The sequence below is a fragment of the Paracoccus yeei ATCC BAA-599 genome (assembly GCF_000622145.1).
Lineage (GTDB): Bacteria > Pseudomonadota > Alphaproteobacteria > Rhodobacterales > Rhodobacteraceae > Paracoccus > Paracoccus yeei.
The window spans coordinates 42,572-57,371 of sequence record NZ_JHWH01000024.1 but is presented as its reverse complement, the minus strand read 5'-3'; the positions used below and the strand labels follow the sequence as shown (position 1 = coordinate 57,371).

Sequence of the window (14,800 nt, the reverse complement as noted above, 5' to 3'; positions counted from 1 at the left end):
AGGGTTTCGGCAGCGGCGCCGGATGGTTGTCGCCAGGACCAGAAGACAGGAAACCCGGCCCTGGCGCAACTGCCGCGTCGCGCCGGCCCCGGCCCCGCGCCTCTGCGCGGGGCCTTTCCACTCAACTCAGCCCCCCCCCCCCGCGCCTTCGCGCGGTGGCGTCTCCCCTAGCTCAGCCCCCCGCGCCTCTGCGCGGGGCCTTTCGCCTCAGCTCAGCCCCGCCTTGCGCAGGCCGTGGATGTAAAGCTCCAGGTCCTCGGGGTGGCGCAGCGGGGGGACCTTGCGCCAGTGCTCGATGGTGAAGTTCGGATGGACGCGCATGACCTCGGCGGCGTGGTGGCGGGCCTCGGGCATCTGGTCCAGCATGGCATGGCTCGCGGCCAGCAGCCGGTGCGCCTCGGACCGGTCGCGCATCCGGTTCAGGGTCTGGATCGTCTCGGGATACTGGCCGTTGTGGAAATAGGCGTCGCCCAGGAACCACAGGTAGGAATCGGGATGATAGGGGTTCAGCCGGATCGCCCGTTCCAGCATCTGCACGGCGCGCGGCCCCTGGCGGACATAGGCCAGGCAGTCGCCCATATAGGCCAGCAGGTCGGCGTCGTTCGGGTTCAGCCCGATGGCGTGTTCATAGGCGGCCAGCGCCTCGTCGTGCTGCTTGAGGTAAAGATGCGCCAGCCCCATTTCGGAATAGCCGCGCGAATCCAGGTTGTCGCACTCGACCGCCCGCTTGGCCAGGACCAGCGCCTGGTTCAGCGCCCCGGCCGGGTCGCTGGTCCAGTTGTAGCGCCATTCGACGTTGAAGGTCCGCGATATGGCGGCATAGCTGCGGCCATAGGCGGGGTCCAGCTGGCGGGCCTGTTCGAACAGGCGGCGGGCGTGCAGGTTGGCGTCGCGCAGAAAGCGGAACCCCATGTCCTGGCCGCGCAGCACCAGCCCATAGGCATAAAGCGCGGGGTGCTGCTGGGCGGCCAGGCGCTGGCGCTCGGCGGCGTCGATCTGGATGGCGACGCGGGCGGCGGTCATCGCGGCGACATCGTCCTGAAAATCGAAGATCTCGTTCATCATCCCGTCGTAGCGTTCCGACCAGATGATGTTCTCGGACCGCGCCTCGATCAGGTCGGCGGTGATGCGGATGCGGTTGCCCGACCGCCGCAGGCTGCCCGACAGCAGATAGCGCACCCCCAGCCGCTGCCCGATCTCGCGCAGCGAGCCCGAGTTGGCGGCGGCCAGAATCGCCGAATGGCGGGCGATCACCATCAGGTTGCGGAACCGGCTGAGGCTGGTGATCAGGTCGGCGGCGATGCCCTGGCACAGGTAAAGGTCGCCCGGATCGGCCGAGATGTTCTCCATCGGCAGGATCGCGACCGAGGCATCGGGCAGGGTCTCGGCCGGGGGCGCGGGGCGCAGGGGCAGGATCTCCTGCGCCGCGGCGGGGACGGTGGGCAGCATCTCGACGGAAAACACCTCGACCGGGGTCGAGATGTTCTTCAGCCGCTTCGTCCCGATCGAGCGCAGCCGCACCTCGTCGTTCGGGCGCAGCATCCGATAGACGGCGTCGGTGACGCAGATGCCGCCGGGCTCGGCAAAGCTCTGGATCCGCGCGGCCAGGTTCACGCTGTGGCCATAGACCCCGTCCTGCCCCGCGAAGGTGTCCCCGACCGAGATGCCGACCCGGTACAGGATCGGCTGCCCGTCCTCGGTCCAGGCCTGTTCGCGGGCCAGTTCGCGCTGCATCTCCAGCGCGAAATGCAGCGCCTGCTGCACGCTTTCAAACACCGCCACCAGCCCGTCGCCCGCCGTGTTGACGACCGAGCCGCCGTAATCGCCCGTCAGGCTGCGGATCAGCGCAAGCGACCGCGTCAGGCGCGCCAGCGTGCCCTGCTCGTCACGCTCGATCAGGCCGGTGTAGCCGTGGATGTCGGCATACAGCACGGTCATCAGCCGCGGTCCGGTCAAACTGGTCTGGGCGATCATGCCTGCCCTGGTCTCCTTTTCCTGGCCGGGCCGGTTGCCCGACGCCGGATCGGGCGGAACAAAGGCGCACCCGGCTGCGGCGTCAAGTCCATCCGGTCGGCACGCCTTCCTGATACAGGAAATCCGGCTGAAAATCGCCTGAACGATCGATCAAGATCCGTGACATGGCCGATTCACGCCCTATAGTCCGGGCCATGAAGGAATGTCTGGAATTCGGCCTGCGCTCTGCCCGTCCCGATGAATTCGCCTTTGCCGAGGCGATTTACATCAATGCGATGCGCCCCCTGATGGAACAACTGGACGCCTGGGACGAGCCGCTGCGCCGCGCCGCGATCCGGCGGTCGTTCAAGGCGGCCGATTCCTGCATCATCACCCTTGGCGGGCGCGACATCGGCTGGATGCAGGTGACCGAACGGGACGCCGACTACAACCTGGCCCAGATCCAGATCCTCGAGGAATACTGCGGCCTGGGCATCGGCACGCGGATCATCCGCGACCTACTGGACAAGGCGGCGCGGCAGGGGCGGACCGTGTCGCTGTCGGCGGTCCGCACCAACCGCGCCATCGGGCTGTATCAAAGGCTGGGATTCCGCATCATCGACCCCGACGCGTCCCCGATCATCGACATGGTCTGGACGCCCGCCCGCCGGTCGTCGTGACCCCCGGCCAGGGCGGGGCGGGGCGCCCGGACCTGCCGGACGGGGCCAAGTGCCACCGGCTGGGCACCCACCGCATCCTGTCCCCGGCCGAGACAGTCGCCCGCGTCACGCCGCTGATGGCGCGCATGGGCATCACCCGGGTCGCCGATGTCACCGGGCTCGACCGCATCGGCGTGCCGGTGGTGATGGTCTGCCGGCCGAACGCCCGGTCGCTTGCGGTGTCGCAGGGCAAGGGCTGCGACCTGGCCGCCGCCACTGCCTCGGGCCTGATGGAGGCGGCCGAGCTTTACCACGCCGAACACATCGACCGCCCGCTGCGGCTGGGATCGCTGGCCGAACTGTCGGGCGCGCTGCCCTTTGCCGACATCGCCCGGCTGCCGCGCATCTCGGACGCCTTCCACCCGCATCTCGTCACCCTGTGGATCGAGGGGCGGGACCTGGTCTCGGGCCAGCCGCGCTGGCTGCCCTTCGAATCGGTGCGCGCGAACTTCACCCTGCCGCCGCCGCCCGGCAGCGGCTGTTTCGATTGCAGCAGCAACGGCCTCGCCTCGGGCAACAGCATGGCCGAGGCGCTCTGCCACGCCATCTGCGAGGTGATCGAGCGCGACGCCATCGCGCTGTGGAACGCGGGGGGCGAGCGGGGCGCGACGGGGCTGGACCTGGCGGGCGTGGACGACCCGGCCTGCCGCGACCTTCTGGCCCGGCTGGAGGGCGCCGATTTCGACGTGGCCGTCTGGGACATCGCCAGCGACATCGGCGTGCCCGCCTTTTGCTGCCTCATCACCGACCGGCGCGACCCGATGCAGCACATGGGCCTGGGCGCGGGCGCCCATCCCGCGCGCGCCATCGCCCTGTCCCGCGCCCTGACCGAGGCGATCCAGGTCCGCACCACCTATATCTCGGGCGCGAGGGACGACCTGACGCATCGCGATTACGGCGCGGCGGAACGGGCGCGCAAGGCGGCCTGGGCCGCGCGGATGCGGGCCGAGCACCGCCCGGCGCGCGATTTCGGCGGAATCGCGCAGCATGTCTCGGACCGTTTCGGACAGGATCTCGGCTGGCTGCTGGACCGGCTCTCCGGCGTCGGCGCGACCGAGGTCGTCGCGGTCGACCTGAGCAAGCCCGACCTGGGCCTCGATGTCGTGCGGGTGGTGATCCCGGGGCTCGAGGGGCCGGACGACCACCCGCGCTATCGCCCCGGCGCAAGGGCCCGGCGGCGCATGGAGCGCGCCCGATGACCGCGGTGATCTTCGCCGGCCCCTCGCTTCGGGCCGAAGACCGGGCGCGGTTTCCCGGCCTGACCTTCCTGCCGCCCGTGGCCCAGGGCGCGCTTTACGCCGCCGCGCGGCGCGGGCCGCGGGCGATCGGCATGATCGACGGCTTCTTCGACGGCCAGCCCGCCGTCTGGCACAAGGAAATCCTGTGGGCCCTGTCGCAGGGCATCGCGGTCTTTGGCGCGGCCAGCATGGGCGCGCTGCGCGCGGCCGAGCTTGCCCCCTTCGGCATGATCGGGGTCGGCGGGATCTTTCGGGACTTCCGCGACGGCACCCTGCGCGACGATGACGAGGTCGCGCTGCTGCACGGCCCGGCCGAAACCGGCTATCTGGGCCTCAGCGAGCCGATGGTGAACATCCGCGCCACCGTCGGACGCGCCCTGGCCGAAGGCATGCTGGACGCGCCGGGGGCGGGGGCGATCCTGGCGGCGGCCAAGGGCCGTTTCTATCCCGACCGCCTCTGGGAAAACCTGCTGCCGGCCCTGCCCGACCCGGCGGCCCGCAGCGCCCTGGCCGCCTGGCTGGCGCAGGGCCGCGTGGACCGCAAGCGCCAGGACGCGCTGGCGCTGCTGGACGCCGTGCAGGACCATCTGGACCGGGACGGCCCGGCCCCCGCGCCCGGTTTCTTCTTCGAGCCGACCGAGGCCTGGGCCAGCGCCCCCTGGCTCGACGCCGACCCCGACCCGGTGGCCGAGGCGATCCTGGACGAGCTGCGGCTGGACCCCGACGCCTATGGCCGGGTTCGCGACGCGGCCCTGCTGCAGGTCCTGGCCGAAGGCGCGCCCGGAACCGACCCTGGGGCGGACCCGGGCGACAAGGACGAAGCCCTGGCCCAGGTCGTCCACGAATTCCGCATGGCGCAAGGCTTGCTGCGGCAGGCCGATCTGCAGGCCTGGATGGCGCGAAACGACCTGGACACGGCCGGCTTCCGGCGCCTGATGCAGGGCCAGGCCGCGCTGCGGGCGGCGGGGCGGCGCCGCGATCCCGCGCTGGGCGCCGCGATCCTGGACCGGCTGCGGCTGCAGGGCGATTACGCCGCACTGCGCGACCGGGCCCGGGCCAAGCGGCAGGCGGCCGCTGCGGAGCCCGGGCTGCCGCTGCCGCTGCTGGTGGCCTGGTATTTCGAAACGCGGCTGAACCGGCCGCTGCCCGACAGCATCCCCGACCATGCGGCGGCGCTTGGTCTGCCCGATGCCGACCGCTTTCACCGCATCCTGGCCGCCGAATACGCCTTCCTGCGGGCGCAGGCCTCGTGACATCCTTGTCAAGGCTGGAAAACCTCGCCATGCTGCGCGGCAGGGCCTGCGGCGGGACGCGCCGCAAGGGCCCCGATCTTGGCCCAGGCGCATGCGGGAAGGCTGTCCCATGACCGAAACATTGCTGAACACCTCGGCCATCCTGCTGTTCGGGCGCGTGGTCGAGGACCTGCGGATCGACCCCAAGGCCTCGGACCCGGCCCACAGCGGCGCGCCGGGCCATCTGGCCCAGCAGCTTGCGGCCAAGGATCCAAGGCTGGCCCGGGTCTATGGCTTCGGCCTGGCCGGGGTGTATCACCTGCTGCCCACGCCCGCGCTGTTCCTGGTTCACGGGCCGGGCGCGCCCGCCGCGACGCTGCTGGCCGGGCTGAACCCCTCCTCCCTGCCCGAGGCCGGGGACAAGGACCGCGCGCCGGTTCCCGCCGGCGCCCTGCTGCCCGAGGATCTGGTCGCCTGGTCCTATGACAAGGCCGATTACACCATCCGCCTGGATGTCCAGACCGGCTCGTTCGAACAGCTCCTGCTGGGCGGCGGCCCCGACGGCCCCCAGACCCGCGGGATGAGCGTGCAGGGCATGAGCGTCCGGGGCATGAGCTTTCGCGGCATGAGCCTGCGCGGTGGCGACAAGGACTGACGACGATGCCGGCCCCCTTCGGCGCCGACCGGCCAGCGGGCCCGAAGGCGCAAGGCAAAGCGAACGATCCTGACGGGCTGGCTGTCCCGGTCGCGCAAGCGGTCCCGCCCGCCCGCGACGGGCCCCGGCCGAATGCGGCGTCGTCTGCGCGGCGAAAGGAAATCCCGCCGCCGCGCAGCGCCTTTCCCGTGCACCGCCCGCGCGGACGCGATGGTCCGTCCCAACGCTTCGCCGGGCGAAGGCCCATGGCGCCGGATCGTGCCGGCAACCCGGCGGCCGGGCCGCAGGACTGGCCCACACGACGCCGGCGGTTTCGGCAAGGGGCGGCCCTGCATGTCAGCCATGCCGCCGCCCCTTTACCAGCAGGCGCGGCACCGTCGTGCCTGCCTGGCCAGGATCCCCAATCCCCGAGAAAGAGATCGTTCGCGCTGGAAATGGTGAACCGAAAACCTGCTACTTGTAATGATGCGCTGACATGATTGGTAAGATCCTGCTCTCTGTCTATGCGCTTTGCCCCGGCGATTCTGTGCGCAAACGCACAAACCGGGGCCGCTTCGCAAAAAAATATCACCTGCGGGCCGGGGGACGGCCATGCTGATCCAGCTTTGTGATCTGGACTGGTTCCAGGGCCTGCCCGCGCCCGAGCTTGACCGCATCCAGGCGGCCTGCCTGCGCCGCAGTTTCGAACAGGGTCAGCGCATCATCGAACGCGGCGAACCGGGCCAGACGGTCCTGTTCGTGCTGTCCGGCCATGTCCTTGCCGTGCAATGGACCGAGGGCGGGCGCGAAATCGTCTACAAGGACATCGGCCCCGGCGCCCCCTTTGGCGAGCTGTCGGTGATCTCGGGTGCGCCCCGGTCGCTGTCGCTTTACGCCCGCACCGACTGCACGGTGCTGGAAATGCCGGGGCCGTTGCTGCTGGAACTGATCGACACCCGGCCCGAGGTTCGCCAGGCGGTCATGCGCGGCCTGGTGCGCTGCGTCTACGACCTGACCGAGCGGGTGCAGGAGCTGACCGTGCTGGGGGTCGAGGATCGGCTCCGCGCCTATCTTCTGCGCACGGCGCTGGAGCAGGGCGAACTGAAGCCGGGGCTGACGCTGGGCAACCTGCCGACCCATGCCGTGATCGCCAATATCGTCGGCGCCAACCGCGAGGCGATCAGCCGCAGCCTGGCCGCGCTGAACCGGCGCGGCGTCATCCAGTCCGGCCGCCGCTTCCTGCGCATCCTGAAACCCGACGCGCTGATGCGGCTGGACGAAGGCTGACGGGCGCTGCGCCGCCGGGCCCGGCGACGCCGCCGGGGGGCGGCAGCACCGCCCATGTCGTCAATCGGCGGTTCGTCACGGCGGCCAAACCCGCTTCCGGGCCAGCCTGCCGCGCCGTTCACGCCCCCCTCGCCAGAGACCGCCGACCGCCGGGACGCTGGACCGGAAAGCAGCTCTGCCGGTCCGGGCGGGCGCGCCTTGCGCCGGTCACGCCGTCACGGGCCGCTCACCTTCGCGACGAAGGCGTTGAGCTGGGCCAGGGTCTCGTCGAAACGGCCCTCGGCTTCGGCAAAGCGCAGGAACCGGACCTGGTCGACCAGGATTTCGCTCGGCGTCGGCTGCTGCCGGAACAGCGCCATCACCTCGTCGGCGAAGGTTTCCAGCGGCAGATAGCCCTGGCGGCTTTCCTGCCCCGGCGTCAGGCCGGTCTGGACCGCCGGCGGGGCCAGTTCGATGACCTCGACCTTTCCCTTCAATGCCTCCCGCATGGCGACGGTATAGGAATGGATCGCCGCCTTGGTGGCGTTGTAGGTCGGCGTCGTGGTCAGCGGCACGAAGGCCAGCCCCGAGGTCACGTTGACGATGGCCGCATCGGGCTGGGCGACAAGGTGGTCGATCAGCGCGTTGGTCAGCCGGATCGGCCCCAGCAGGTTGGTGGCGATGGTTTCCTCGGCATCCGACAGGTCGCGGGCGCCGTCGAGCCTTTCGAACCGCATGATGCCCGCATTGTTGACAAGAACGTTCAGCGCCGGATGGGCGGCCAGCAGGCGGCGCGCGAAATCGGCGACGCCCTCGGCGCTGTCCACGTCCAGGGTCAGCGCATGCATGTCGGCCCGTCCCGCGCAGGCGCGGTCAAGCGCCTCCTGCCGGCGCCCGGCGATGACGACGGTGTTGCCAAGGTCATGAAAGCGGTGCGCCAGCGCCGCGCCGATGCCCGAGCCACCGCCGGTGACAAGAATGGTGTTGCCTGATTGTTTCATGGGGGTCGGCCTTTCAAAAGGGATAGGTGGTCCAAAGCATTCGAAACCGCGCGCCGGCCGCCTGCAAGGGCCGGCGCGCCGGGATCACTTGGTGGTGTAGCCGCCGTTGACCAGGATGGTCTGGCCCGTCATCCACCAGTCGTCCGACACCAGCAGGCGCACCCACGGCACGATATCCTCGATATCGGTCAGGCCGGCCCTGGAAAACTTCGACAGCGCCGCCGCGGTCTTGTGATAGGCGACCGCGTCCGCGTCCTCGGCCGGATAGAAGAAGGGCGTGTCCATCGGCCCCGGTCCGATGGCGTTGACCGAGATGCCGCGCGTGCCGAACTCCTTCGAGGCGGCGCGGGTGAAATGCTCGACCGGCGCCTTCATGCCGGCATAGCTGGCATAATAGGGCGTGTAGGCCCCCAGCAGCGAGGTCACGATGGTCAGCACCTTGCCGTTGTTGTTGACGTTGAGCCCGGCCTCCTTGAGAAAGAAGAAGGCGGCCTTGGCGTTGATCGCGTCCATTTCGTCGTATTCGGCCTCGGAGGTCTCGATCATCGGCTTCTTGAGCACCTTGCCGACGGTGTTGATGGCGATGTCCGGCCGGCCGATCGCCGCGACCGTGTCGGCGAACAGCTTCTCCATCGCGGCGGCCGTGGTCAGGTCGGCCTGAAAGGCGACCCCCTCGGCCCCGGCGGCCTTCAGCGCCGCGACGGTCGCGTCGGCATCGGCCCTGGTGCCTTCGCTGTTGTAGTGGATCGCGATGGCCTTCGCGCCCTGCGCGGCCAGGTCGCGGGCGATCAGCCCGCCCAGGTTCTTGGCGCCGCCGGCGATCAGCGCCGTCTTGCCCTTGATTCTGTGGTCGGTCATGGCGTTCTCCTGTGCGATGAAGGATTGCAAGGCAGCCGTTGATCGGCCCTGCCGTGCCGGCTTGCGGCATCCCGAGGCGCAAGGTATCGTCTGGATTGTTCCAATAAAGACCGGCATTCTGACATGACATGTCAGGAATACCGAACAATCGGCAGGATCGACGCTGGACCGGATCGACCTTTTCCGCATCTTCACCCGCGTCGTCGACGCCGCGAGCTTCACCCGCGCGGCCGATACGCTCGGCCTGCCGCGCTCCTCGGTCTCGGCGGCCGTCGCCGAGCTTGAAGGCCGGGTCGGCGCGCGGCTGCTGAACCGCACCACGCGCAGGGTCGCGCCCACCCAGGACGGGGCCGCCTTCTACGAACGCTGCCTTCGCGTCATCGCCGATGTCGAGGAAACCGAGGGGCTGTTCCGCCAGACTGCCCAGCCCTCCGGCCGGCTGCGGGTCGATGTGCCGGGCCGGATCGGGCGGCTGATCCTGGCGCCCGCGCTGCCCTCGTTCCTGGAGGCCTACCCCGAGATCGACATCGAGCTTGGCGTGACCGACCGCGCCGTCGACCTGGTCGGCGAAGGCGTCGATTGCGTCCTGCGCGTCGGCCCCCTGGGCGATTCCGGCTTGATCGCTCGCACCATCGGCACCCTGCCGCTTATCAATGTCGCGAGCCCGGACTATCTGGCGCGGCACGGATCCCCCGAAACGCCGGCCGATCTTGGCCGCCACTGGGCGGTGAACTACGCCTCGCCCTCGACGGGCCGGGTCGAGCCGTGGGAGTGGGTCGACCAGGGCGCGCTGCGCGCGACGCCCATGCGCGGCCGCGTGACGGTCAACAGCGCCGAAGCCTATATCGCCTGCTGCCTGGCGGGGCTCGGGCTCATCCAGATCCCGGCCTATGACGTGCGCCCGCATCTTGAGGCGGGGGAGCTTGTCGAGGTTTTGCGCGATCACCGGGCCGAGCCGTTGCCCGCGACCCTGCTTTATCCGCACCGCCAGCATCTGTCGCGGCGGGTCCAGGTCTTTGCCGAATGGCTCGAGGCGCTGCTGCGGGACGCGCTGCACGGGACGCCGGGCGCATGACGCCTTCCGCCCAGGCGGCGCAAAAAAGAAAAGCCGCCTCGCGGCGGCCTTCTTTCAGCGTCTGATTTCCCTTCGGAAATCTGGAGCGGGCGATGAGATTCGAACTCACGACCCTAACCTTGGCAAGGTTATGCTCTACCCCTGAGCTACGCCCGCGCTCCGCAACCGTCGGCGCCTTGGCCTTCGGTGAGGGGTCATTTATGGGACCGGGCGGGGGGGTGCAAGAGGAAAAATGCACCCCCGGCGAAAAATCTTGGACCCGCCCCGCACCACCCCCCGGCCGGGCTTGACCCGGCCCGCCGATCGCGAAACCCTGCCCCGATGCAGCAGGGGACAGGCGCGTGAAACCATCCGATCAGCTTGCCGAATTCGTGCGCGCGGCCATGGCGCGGGGCGGCACGCCCGACGCGATCCGGGACGCGCTGCAGGACGCCGGCTGGTCCGCCCCCGAGATCGCCGAGGCGCTGTCGGGCTGGCAGGCGGCGCCCGGCCTGCCGCCGGTGCCGCGCCCGCGCCCCTATGTCTCGGCGCAAGAGGCGCTGATGTACGGCCTGCTGTTCCTGTCGCTGGGGGTGATCGCCTGGCACCTGTGCCAACTGGGGATCGAACTGGTCGACTACCTGATCCCCGATGCCGCCGGCCGCACCCAGCGCCCCGGCGGGGCCGAGCGCTGGTCCATCGCCTCGCTCATCGCCTTCACGCCGCTCTTCTGGGTGCTGAACCGCCGGGTCGCGCGGCTCAGCCAGGGGGACGGCGGGCGCAGGCGGTCGCTGGTGCGCAAGTGGTTCGCCTCGATGACGCTGATGGTCGCCTCGCTCGTGTTCCTGGCGGATGCGATCTATGTGATCTATGCGCTGCTGAACGGCGACCTGACGCTGCGCTTCGCGATCAAGGCCGCGCTGGTCGCGGCGGTGGCGGGGCTCGTCTTCGCCTATTACCGGGACGAACTCGATGCCTAGGGCCCCGATGCGCAAGGGCTGGGCGGCGGCGGCCATCGCGATCCTGTCGGCCCTGACCATCGTGGCAGGCCTCGCGCTGACCGGCGGGCCCGGCACGGCGCGCAAGCAGAACCGCGACCGCGACCGGGAACAGGACCTGATGGCGCTGGCCTCCTTCGTCGATTGCCTGGCGACCGAGGCCAACGCCCTGCCGACATCGCTGGACCCGACGCGGCAATGCGACCGCCGGCTGCGCGTCAGCGATCCGCACAGCGGCACCCCCTATCGCTATCAGGTGCTGGACCCGCGCCGCTATCGGCTGTGCGCCGACTTCGAACTGCCGCCCGACCGGCCGGACGATCCCTGGGGGCGCGACGCGCAGGGCTGCATCATCCGCGATTTCCACCCCGCCCCGGCGCGCAACGCCACCATCCCCTGGCGGCGCTAGGCGGGCTCGGCCGCCAGGGCGCACAGCGCCCCGATGGGCCGGCTGCCCGCGCCGGGCTCCAGCGCGCGGGCCAGAAACGCCGGCAGGCCCCGGGCATGGCGGGCAAAGGCCGCGGCGGGGGTCAGGGCCGGGTCGGCCTCGATGTCCAGGTGCAGGCCGCGCGCCTCGGGATCGGCGCGCAGGGTGATGTTGAACCCGTCGCCCGGACCGTTCGACAGGACGTGCCGCCGCGTGTCGCAGCCCGCGAACCGCGCCTGCTCGAACGGCAGCACGTTGATCAGCGGCGAAAAGAAAAAGCGCTGCTGCGCCCCCAGCCCGTGGTCCGCGCCGATCTGCTCGATCCGGTAGCGGCCGTGCCGGCGCAGCCGCCGCAGCTGCCCCGCCAGCCGCACCAGCGCCGGGCCCAGGGGCTCGGACGGCGCCAGGGTGACGTCGAAGGGCAGGATGTTGACCACCAGCGCCGGCACCCGGATCGCCACGCTGCCCATCCGGCTGAGGTAGGGCAGCCAGACCGGGACCGAGACGCGGCCCGCCCCGTCCCGCCGCCGCGCCGCCGACCCGTCCTCCAGCGTCAGGGCGCACCAGGCCCCGCACAGCACGGTCAGCAGGTCGGGCCAGCCGATCCCGGCCGCCTCGGCCTTGGCCAGCAGCGGGCCGCGCAACGGCGACAGGTCGGTTTCCTGCGCCAGCGGGGCCTCGGCGTAATCCTCCGAGCCCTTGGCCAGGACCCGGGGCGCGGGCAGGGCGGCCAGCATCCCCTGCCAATGGCGCCCGTCCGCCCGGTGGCGCGGGCTGGCCCGATACTCGGCCTCTTCCTGCAGATAGGCGGCCAGCGGCGCCAGCGGCGCGCCCGCGTCCGCCAGTCCCAGCGCGGCCGCGTACAGCCGGGCCGCCCGCGCCTCGATCAGCCCCATCGCATAGCCGTCCAGCGCGATGTGATGGCCCCGGTTGTACCAGACCCAGCGATCTGCCCCCAGCCGCAGCAGCCATTGCGCCGAAATCGGCTGGTCCAGCAGGTCCAGCGGCGCTGTCAGGTCCTGCCGCATCATCGCCATGGCCCGGCCCATCGGATCGGGCTCGTCCGCCAGGTCGATCCGGCGCAGCACCGGGCGGCGGGCCGGGTCCACGGTCTGGCGCGGCGCGCCGTCCGGCCCCACCGACAGGCGCAGCGACAGGACATCGGCCTCGGCCAGCAGGGTCCTTATGGCGCGGGCCAGCGCGTCCCCGTCGACCGGGCCGCAAAGCTCCAGCGCATGGGCCACGGTCGAGACGGCCTCGCCGGGGTGCAGGCGAAACTCCTCCCAGAAATCAAGCTGCGCCAGCGTCAGCGGTTGGGCGGTATTCAGGCTGTGATGATGGGTCATGATCCGTCCTCGGGTGCGAGGCGTGTGAAAGGGGGTGTCTGTGGGAAATGCTGGCCTGGGCGGGTTCGGGGGTGCCCTGCTTGCCTCGGGAAAGAAAGCTGGATAAAAATACTAAACTATTGCAACCCGTCAAGCGCCGCTCGCCCCATGGGCGAAACCCGGCCGGTCCGAAGGATGAAAAGGTGGCCCCATGATCGAGTTCACGCCCTGGCCCGATGACCTGGCGCAGCGCTACCGCGCGCGCGGCTACTGGATCGACCGGCCGCTGACCCGGATCCTGGACGAGGCGGTCGCCGCCCGCCCGGGGGCCACGGCCATCGTCTGCGGCGACCGCCGGCTGAGCTATGCCGATCTCGACCGGCAGTCGCGCAACCTGGCCGGGCGGCTGGCGGCCCGGGGCCTGGGCCACGGCGACACCGCGCTGGTGCAGCTGCCGAACGTCGCCGAATTCTACGTCGCCTTCTTTGCGCTGCTGCGCATCGGCGTGGTGCCGGTCAACGCGCTTTACAGCCATCGGCGGCTGGAACTGTCCGAATACGCCCGCCAGATCGCCCCCGCCGTGGTCATTGCCGCGCGCGGCCACGAGCTGTTCCGGGACGACGCCTTTGTGCACGACCTGTGTACGGGCGGTGTACGCCTTGTGCTGGCTCTGGACGACCCCGATCCGGGCCGGGATCTCGCCCATTGGCTGACCCCGGGCGAACCCCTGCCGCCCGGCGCCGGCCCGACGCCGGCGTCCGAGGTCGCCTTCTTCCAGCTCTCCGGCGGCTCGACCGGAACCCCGAAACTGATCCCGCGCACGCATAACGATTACGACTACAGCATCCGCGCCAGCGCCGAGATCTGCGGCTGTTCCCAGGCCACGCGCTTCCTCTGCGCGATCCCCGCCGCGCATAACTATCCGATGAGCTCGCCGGGCGCGCTGGGCGTCTTTCACGCCGGCGGCACCGTCGTCCTGGCCCCCAGCCCCGAGCCCTTGACCTGCTTCCAGATCATCGCCCGCGAAGGCGTGACCATGGTGCCGCTGGTGCCGCCCGCCGTCGCCCTGTGGCTGCGCGCGGTCGAGGAAGACCCCGCCCGCCGCGCCCTTCTGGATACGGTCGAACTGATGCTGGTCGGCGGCGCAAGCTTTGCCGAGGCGACGGCCCGGCGCGTCCCCGAGGTGCTGGGCTGCGGGCTGATGCAGGTCTTCGGCATGGCCGAGGGGCTGGTGAACTACACCCGCCTCGACGATCCGCCCGAGATCGTGTTCGCGACGCAAGGCCGCCCGATCAGCCCCGACGACGAGATCCGGGTCCTGGACGAGGACACCGGCGAGCCCGTCCCCGACGGCGTGCCGGGCGCGCTCGCAACCCGCGGACCCTATACATTTCAAGGCTATTACCGCAGCCCCGAGCATAATGCGAAGGCCTTCGACGCCGACGGCTTCTATCACTCGGGCGATGTGGTGGTGCGTCAGGACGGCTATCTGCGCGTAGTCGGCCGGATCAAGGACCAGATCAACCGGGGCGGCGAAAAGATCGCCGCCGAGGAAATCGAGAACCTGCTCTTGCGCCACACCGACATCACCCATGCCGCGCTGGTGGCGATGCAGGACGAGGCCCTGGGCGAGAAAAGCTGCGCCTTCCTGGTGCTGCGGGCGGGCGCGGGCAAGCTCAGCCCGCCGGCGCTGCGCCGCCACCTGCTGGACCTCGGCGTGGCCGAATACAAGCTGCCCGACCGCTTCCGTTTCGTCGATGCGCTGCCGCTGACGCCGGTGGGCAAGATCGACAAGCGCCGGCTGCGCGACAGCCTGGCCGCCCCCGCCTGACGACGCCTGAAAGGACCAAGACCCATGACCGTCAAGACCGACCTCAGCCCCGCCTGGCTGGCCGCCCGCGTGCAGAAGATGATCGAGGACGATTGCGACATCGACCCGGCCGAGAACCTGGTGCTCTACGGCCTCGATTCCATCGCGGTGATGACCTTCTCCAGCGAGCTGAAGCAGATGGGCGTCGAGGCCAGCTTCGAGGAACTGGCCCGCGAGCCGACGCTGGACGCCTGGTGGGCGCTGATCCAGCCCCGGCTGTGACGC

Annotated in this window: 14 protein-coding genes and 1 tRNA gene; 10 read left to right on the top strand and 5 right to left on the bottom strand. The window is 70.4% G+C overall.

Annotated features, from left to right (window positions below; genetic code table 11):
• Window positions 1-207: 207 nt before the first annotated feature.
• Window positions 208-1,974, bottom strand: a complete 1,767-nt coding sequence (locus tag BU28_RS0114065; RefSeq protein ID WP_028720053.1) for an adenylate/guanylate cyclase domain-containing protein — start codon at window positions 1,972-1,974, stop codon at window positions 208-210.
• A 164-nt stretch (window positions 1,975-2,138) separates the two neighbouring features.
• Between BU28_RS0114065 and BU28_RS24235 the strand changes: the two genes are divergently transcribed.
• From BU28_RS24235 to BU28_RS0114040, 5 genes are all read left to right on the top strand, one after another.
• Window positions 2,139-2,633: a GNAT family N-acetyltransferase gene (locus BU28_RS24235; protein WP_081791390.1), complete on the top strand. Its 495-nt coding sequence runs from the start codon at window positions 2,139-2,141 to the stop codon at window positions 2,631-2,633.
• Window positions 2,630-3,871 carry a YcaO-like family protein gene (locus BU28_RS0114055; protein ID WP_233144954.1) on the top strand — a complete coding sequence of 414 codons (1,242 nt, stop codon included), beginning with the start codon at window positions 2,630-2,632 and terminating at the stop codon, window positions 3,869-3,871. The genes BU28_RS24235 and BU28_RS0114055 overlap by 4 nt, the downstream gene beginning before the upstream one ends.
• Window positions 3,868-5,163, top strand: coding sequence for a TfuA-like protein (locus BU28_RS0114050; protein ID WP_028720051.1), 1,296 nt, complete (start codon window positions 3,868-3,870; stop codon window positions 5,161-5,163). The genes BU28_RS0114055 and BU28_RS0114050 overlap by 4 nt, the downstream gene beginning before the upstream one ends.
• Window positions 5,164-5,272: 109 nt before the next feature.
• Window positions 5,273-5,797 carry a hypothetical protein gene (locus BU28_RS0114045; RefSeq protein ID WP_028720050.1) on the top strand — a complete coding sequence of 175 codons (525 nt, stop codon included), beginning with the start codon at window positions 5,273-5,275 and terminating at the stop codon, window positions 5,795-5,797.
• A gap of 591 nt (window positions 5,798-6,388) precedes the next feature.
• Window positions 6,389-7,063, top strand: a complete 675-nt coding sequence (locus BU28_RS0114040; protein WP_036762956.1) for a Crp/Fnr family transcriptional regulator — start codon at window positions 6,389-6,391, stop codon at window positions 7,061-7,063.
• A gap of 215 nt (window positions 7,064-7,278) precedes the next feature.
• Here BU28_RS0114040 and BU28_RS0114035 read toward each other — a convergent pair whose 3' ends face one another.
• Both BU28_RS0114035 and BU28_RS0114030 read right to left on the bottom strand, forming a co-directional pair.
• Complete coding sequence (locus BU28_RS0114035) at window positions 7,279-8,043, bottom strand: SDR family oxidoreductase (RefSeq protein ID WP_028720048.1); 765 nt, start codon at window positions 8,041-8,043, stop codon at window positions 7,279-7,281.
• Between the two features lie 84 nt (window positions 8,044-8,127).
• Window positions 8,128-8,901, bottom strand: a complete 774-nt coding sequence (locus BU28_RS0114030; protein ID WP_028720047.1) for an SDR family oxidoreductase — start codon at window positions 8,899-8,901, stop codon at window positions 8,128-8,130.
• A gap of 163 nt (window positions 8,902-9,064) precedes the next feature.
• Here BU28_RS0114030 and BU28_RS0114025 point away from each other — a divergent pair, with 163 nt between their 5' ends.
• Window positions 9,065-9,976, top strand: coding sequence for a LysR family transcriptional regulator (locus BU28_RS0114025; RefSeq protein WP_028720046.1), 912 nt, complete (start codon window positions 9,065-9,067; stop codon window positions 9,974-9,976).
• An 81-nt stretch (window positions 9,977-10,057) separates the two neighbouring features.
• On the opposite strand, the gene BU28_RS0114020 is transcribed toward BU28_RS0114025, so the two are convergent.
• Window positions 10,058-10,132: transfer RNA gene (locus tag BU28_RS0114020), tRNA-Gly, on the bottom strand.
• 185 nt (window positions 10,133-10,317) lie between these two features.
• On the opposite strand from BU28_RS0114020, the gene BU28_RS0114015 reads away from it, so the two are divergent.
• Both BU28_RS0114015 and BU28_RS0114010 read left to right on the top strand, forming a co-directional pair.
• A complete protein-coding gene (locus BU28_RS0114015) occupies window positions 10,318-10,935 on the top strand; it encodes a DUF5671 domain-containing protein (RefSeq protein ID WP_028720045.1) in 618 nt (205 codons plus the stop codon).
• Window positions 10,928-11,362 carry a hypothetical protein gene (locus tag BU28_RS0114010; protein ID WP_233144956.1) on the top strand — a complete coding sequence of 145 codons (435 nt, stop codon included), beginning with the start codon at window positions 10,928-10,930 and terminating at the stop codon, window positions 11,360-11,362. Before BU28_RS0114015 ends, BU28_RS0114010 begins: the two co-directional genes overlap by 8 nt.
• Here the strand turns inward: BU28_RS0114010 and BU28_RS0114005 are convergent.
• A complete protein-coding gene (locus BU28_RS0114005; RefSeq protein WP_028720043.1) occupies window positions 11,359-12,726 on the bottom strand; it encodes a condensation domain-containing protein in 1,368 nt (455 codons plus the stop codon). The genes BU28_RS0114010 and BU28_RS0114005 overlap by 4 nt on opposite strands.
• A gap of 190 nt (window positions 12,727-12,916) precedes the next feature.
• Here BU28_RS0114005 and BU28_RS0114000 point away from each other — a divergent pair, with 190 nt between their 5' ends.
• Window positions 12,917-14,536: a (2,3-dihydroxybenzoyl)adenylate synthase gene (locus BU28_RS0114000; protein ID WP_028720042.1), complete on the top strand. Its 1,620-nt coding sequence runs from the start codon at window positions 12,917-12,919 to the stop codon at window positions 14,534-14,536.
• Window positions 14,537-14,560: 24 nt separating this feature from the next.
• Window positions 14,561-14,797 carry a phosphopantetheine-binding protein gene (locus BU28_RS0113995; RefSeq protein ID WP_028720041.1) on the top strand — a complete coding sequence of 79 codons (237 nt, stop codon included), beginning with the start codon at window positions 14,561-14,563 and terminating at the stop codon, window positions 14,795-14,797.
• The last annotated feature ends 3 nt before the right edge of the window (window positions 14,798-14,800 follow it).

What these genes read in the sequence shown, in the direction of transcription:
- BU28_RS0114065 (WP_028720053.1), bottom strand. Translation starts at nt 1,974, where the DNA reads ATGATCGCCCAGACCAGTTTGACCGGACCGCGGCTGATGACCGTGCTG.
- BU28_RS24235 (WP_081791390.1), top strand. Translation starts at nt 2,139, where the DNA reads ATGGCCGATTCACGCCCTATAGTCCGGGCCATGAAGGAATGTCTGGAA.
- BU28_RS0114050 (WP_028720051.1), top strand. Translation starts at nt 3,868, where the DNA reads ATGACCGCGGTGATCTTCGCCGGCCCCTCGCTTCGGGCCGAAGACCGG.
- BU28_RS0114045 (WP_028720050.1), top strand. Translation starts at nt 5,273, where the DNA reads ATGACCGAAACATTGCTGAACACCTCGGCCATCCTGCTGTTCGGGCGC.
- BU28_RS0114040 (WP_036762956.1), top strand. Translation starts at nt 6,389, where the DNA reads ATGCTGATCCAGCTTTGTGATCTGGACTGGTTCCAGGGCCTGCCCGCG.
- BU28_RS0114035 (WP_028720048.1), bottom strand. Translation starts at nt 8,043, where the DNA reads ATGAAACAATCAGGCAACACCATTCTTGTCACCGGCGGTGGCTCGGGC.
- BU28_RS0114030 (WP_028720047.1), bottom strand. Translation starts at nt 8,901, where the DNA reads ATGACCGACCACAGAATCAAGGGCAAGACGGCGCTGATCGCCGGCGGC.
- BU28_RS0114010 (WP_233144956.1), top strand. Translation starts at nt 10,928, where the DNA reads ATGCCTAGGGCCCCGATGCGCAAGGGCTGGGCGGCGGCGGCCATCGCG.
- BU28_RS0114005 (WP_028720043.1), bottom strand. Translation starts at nt 12,726, where the DNA reads ATGACCCATCATCACAGCCTGAATACCGCCCAACCGCTGACGCTGGCG.
- BU28_RS0114000 (WP_028720042.1), top strand. Translation starts at nt 12,917, where the DNA reads ATGATCGAGTTCACGCCCTGGCCCGATGACCTGGCGCAGCGCTACCGC.
- BU28_RS0113995 (WP_028720041.1), top strand. Translation starts at nt 14,561, where the DNA reads ATGACCGTCAAGACCGACCTCAGCCCCGCCTGGCTGGCCGCCCGCGTG.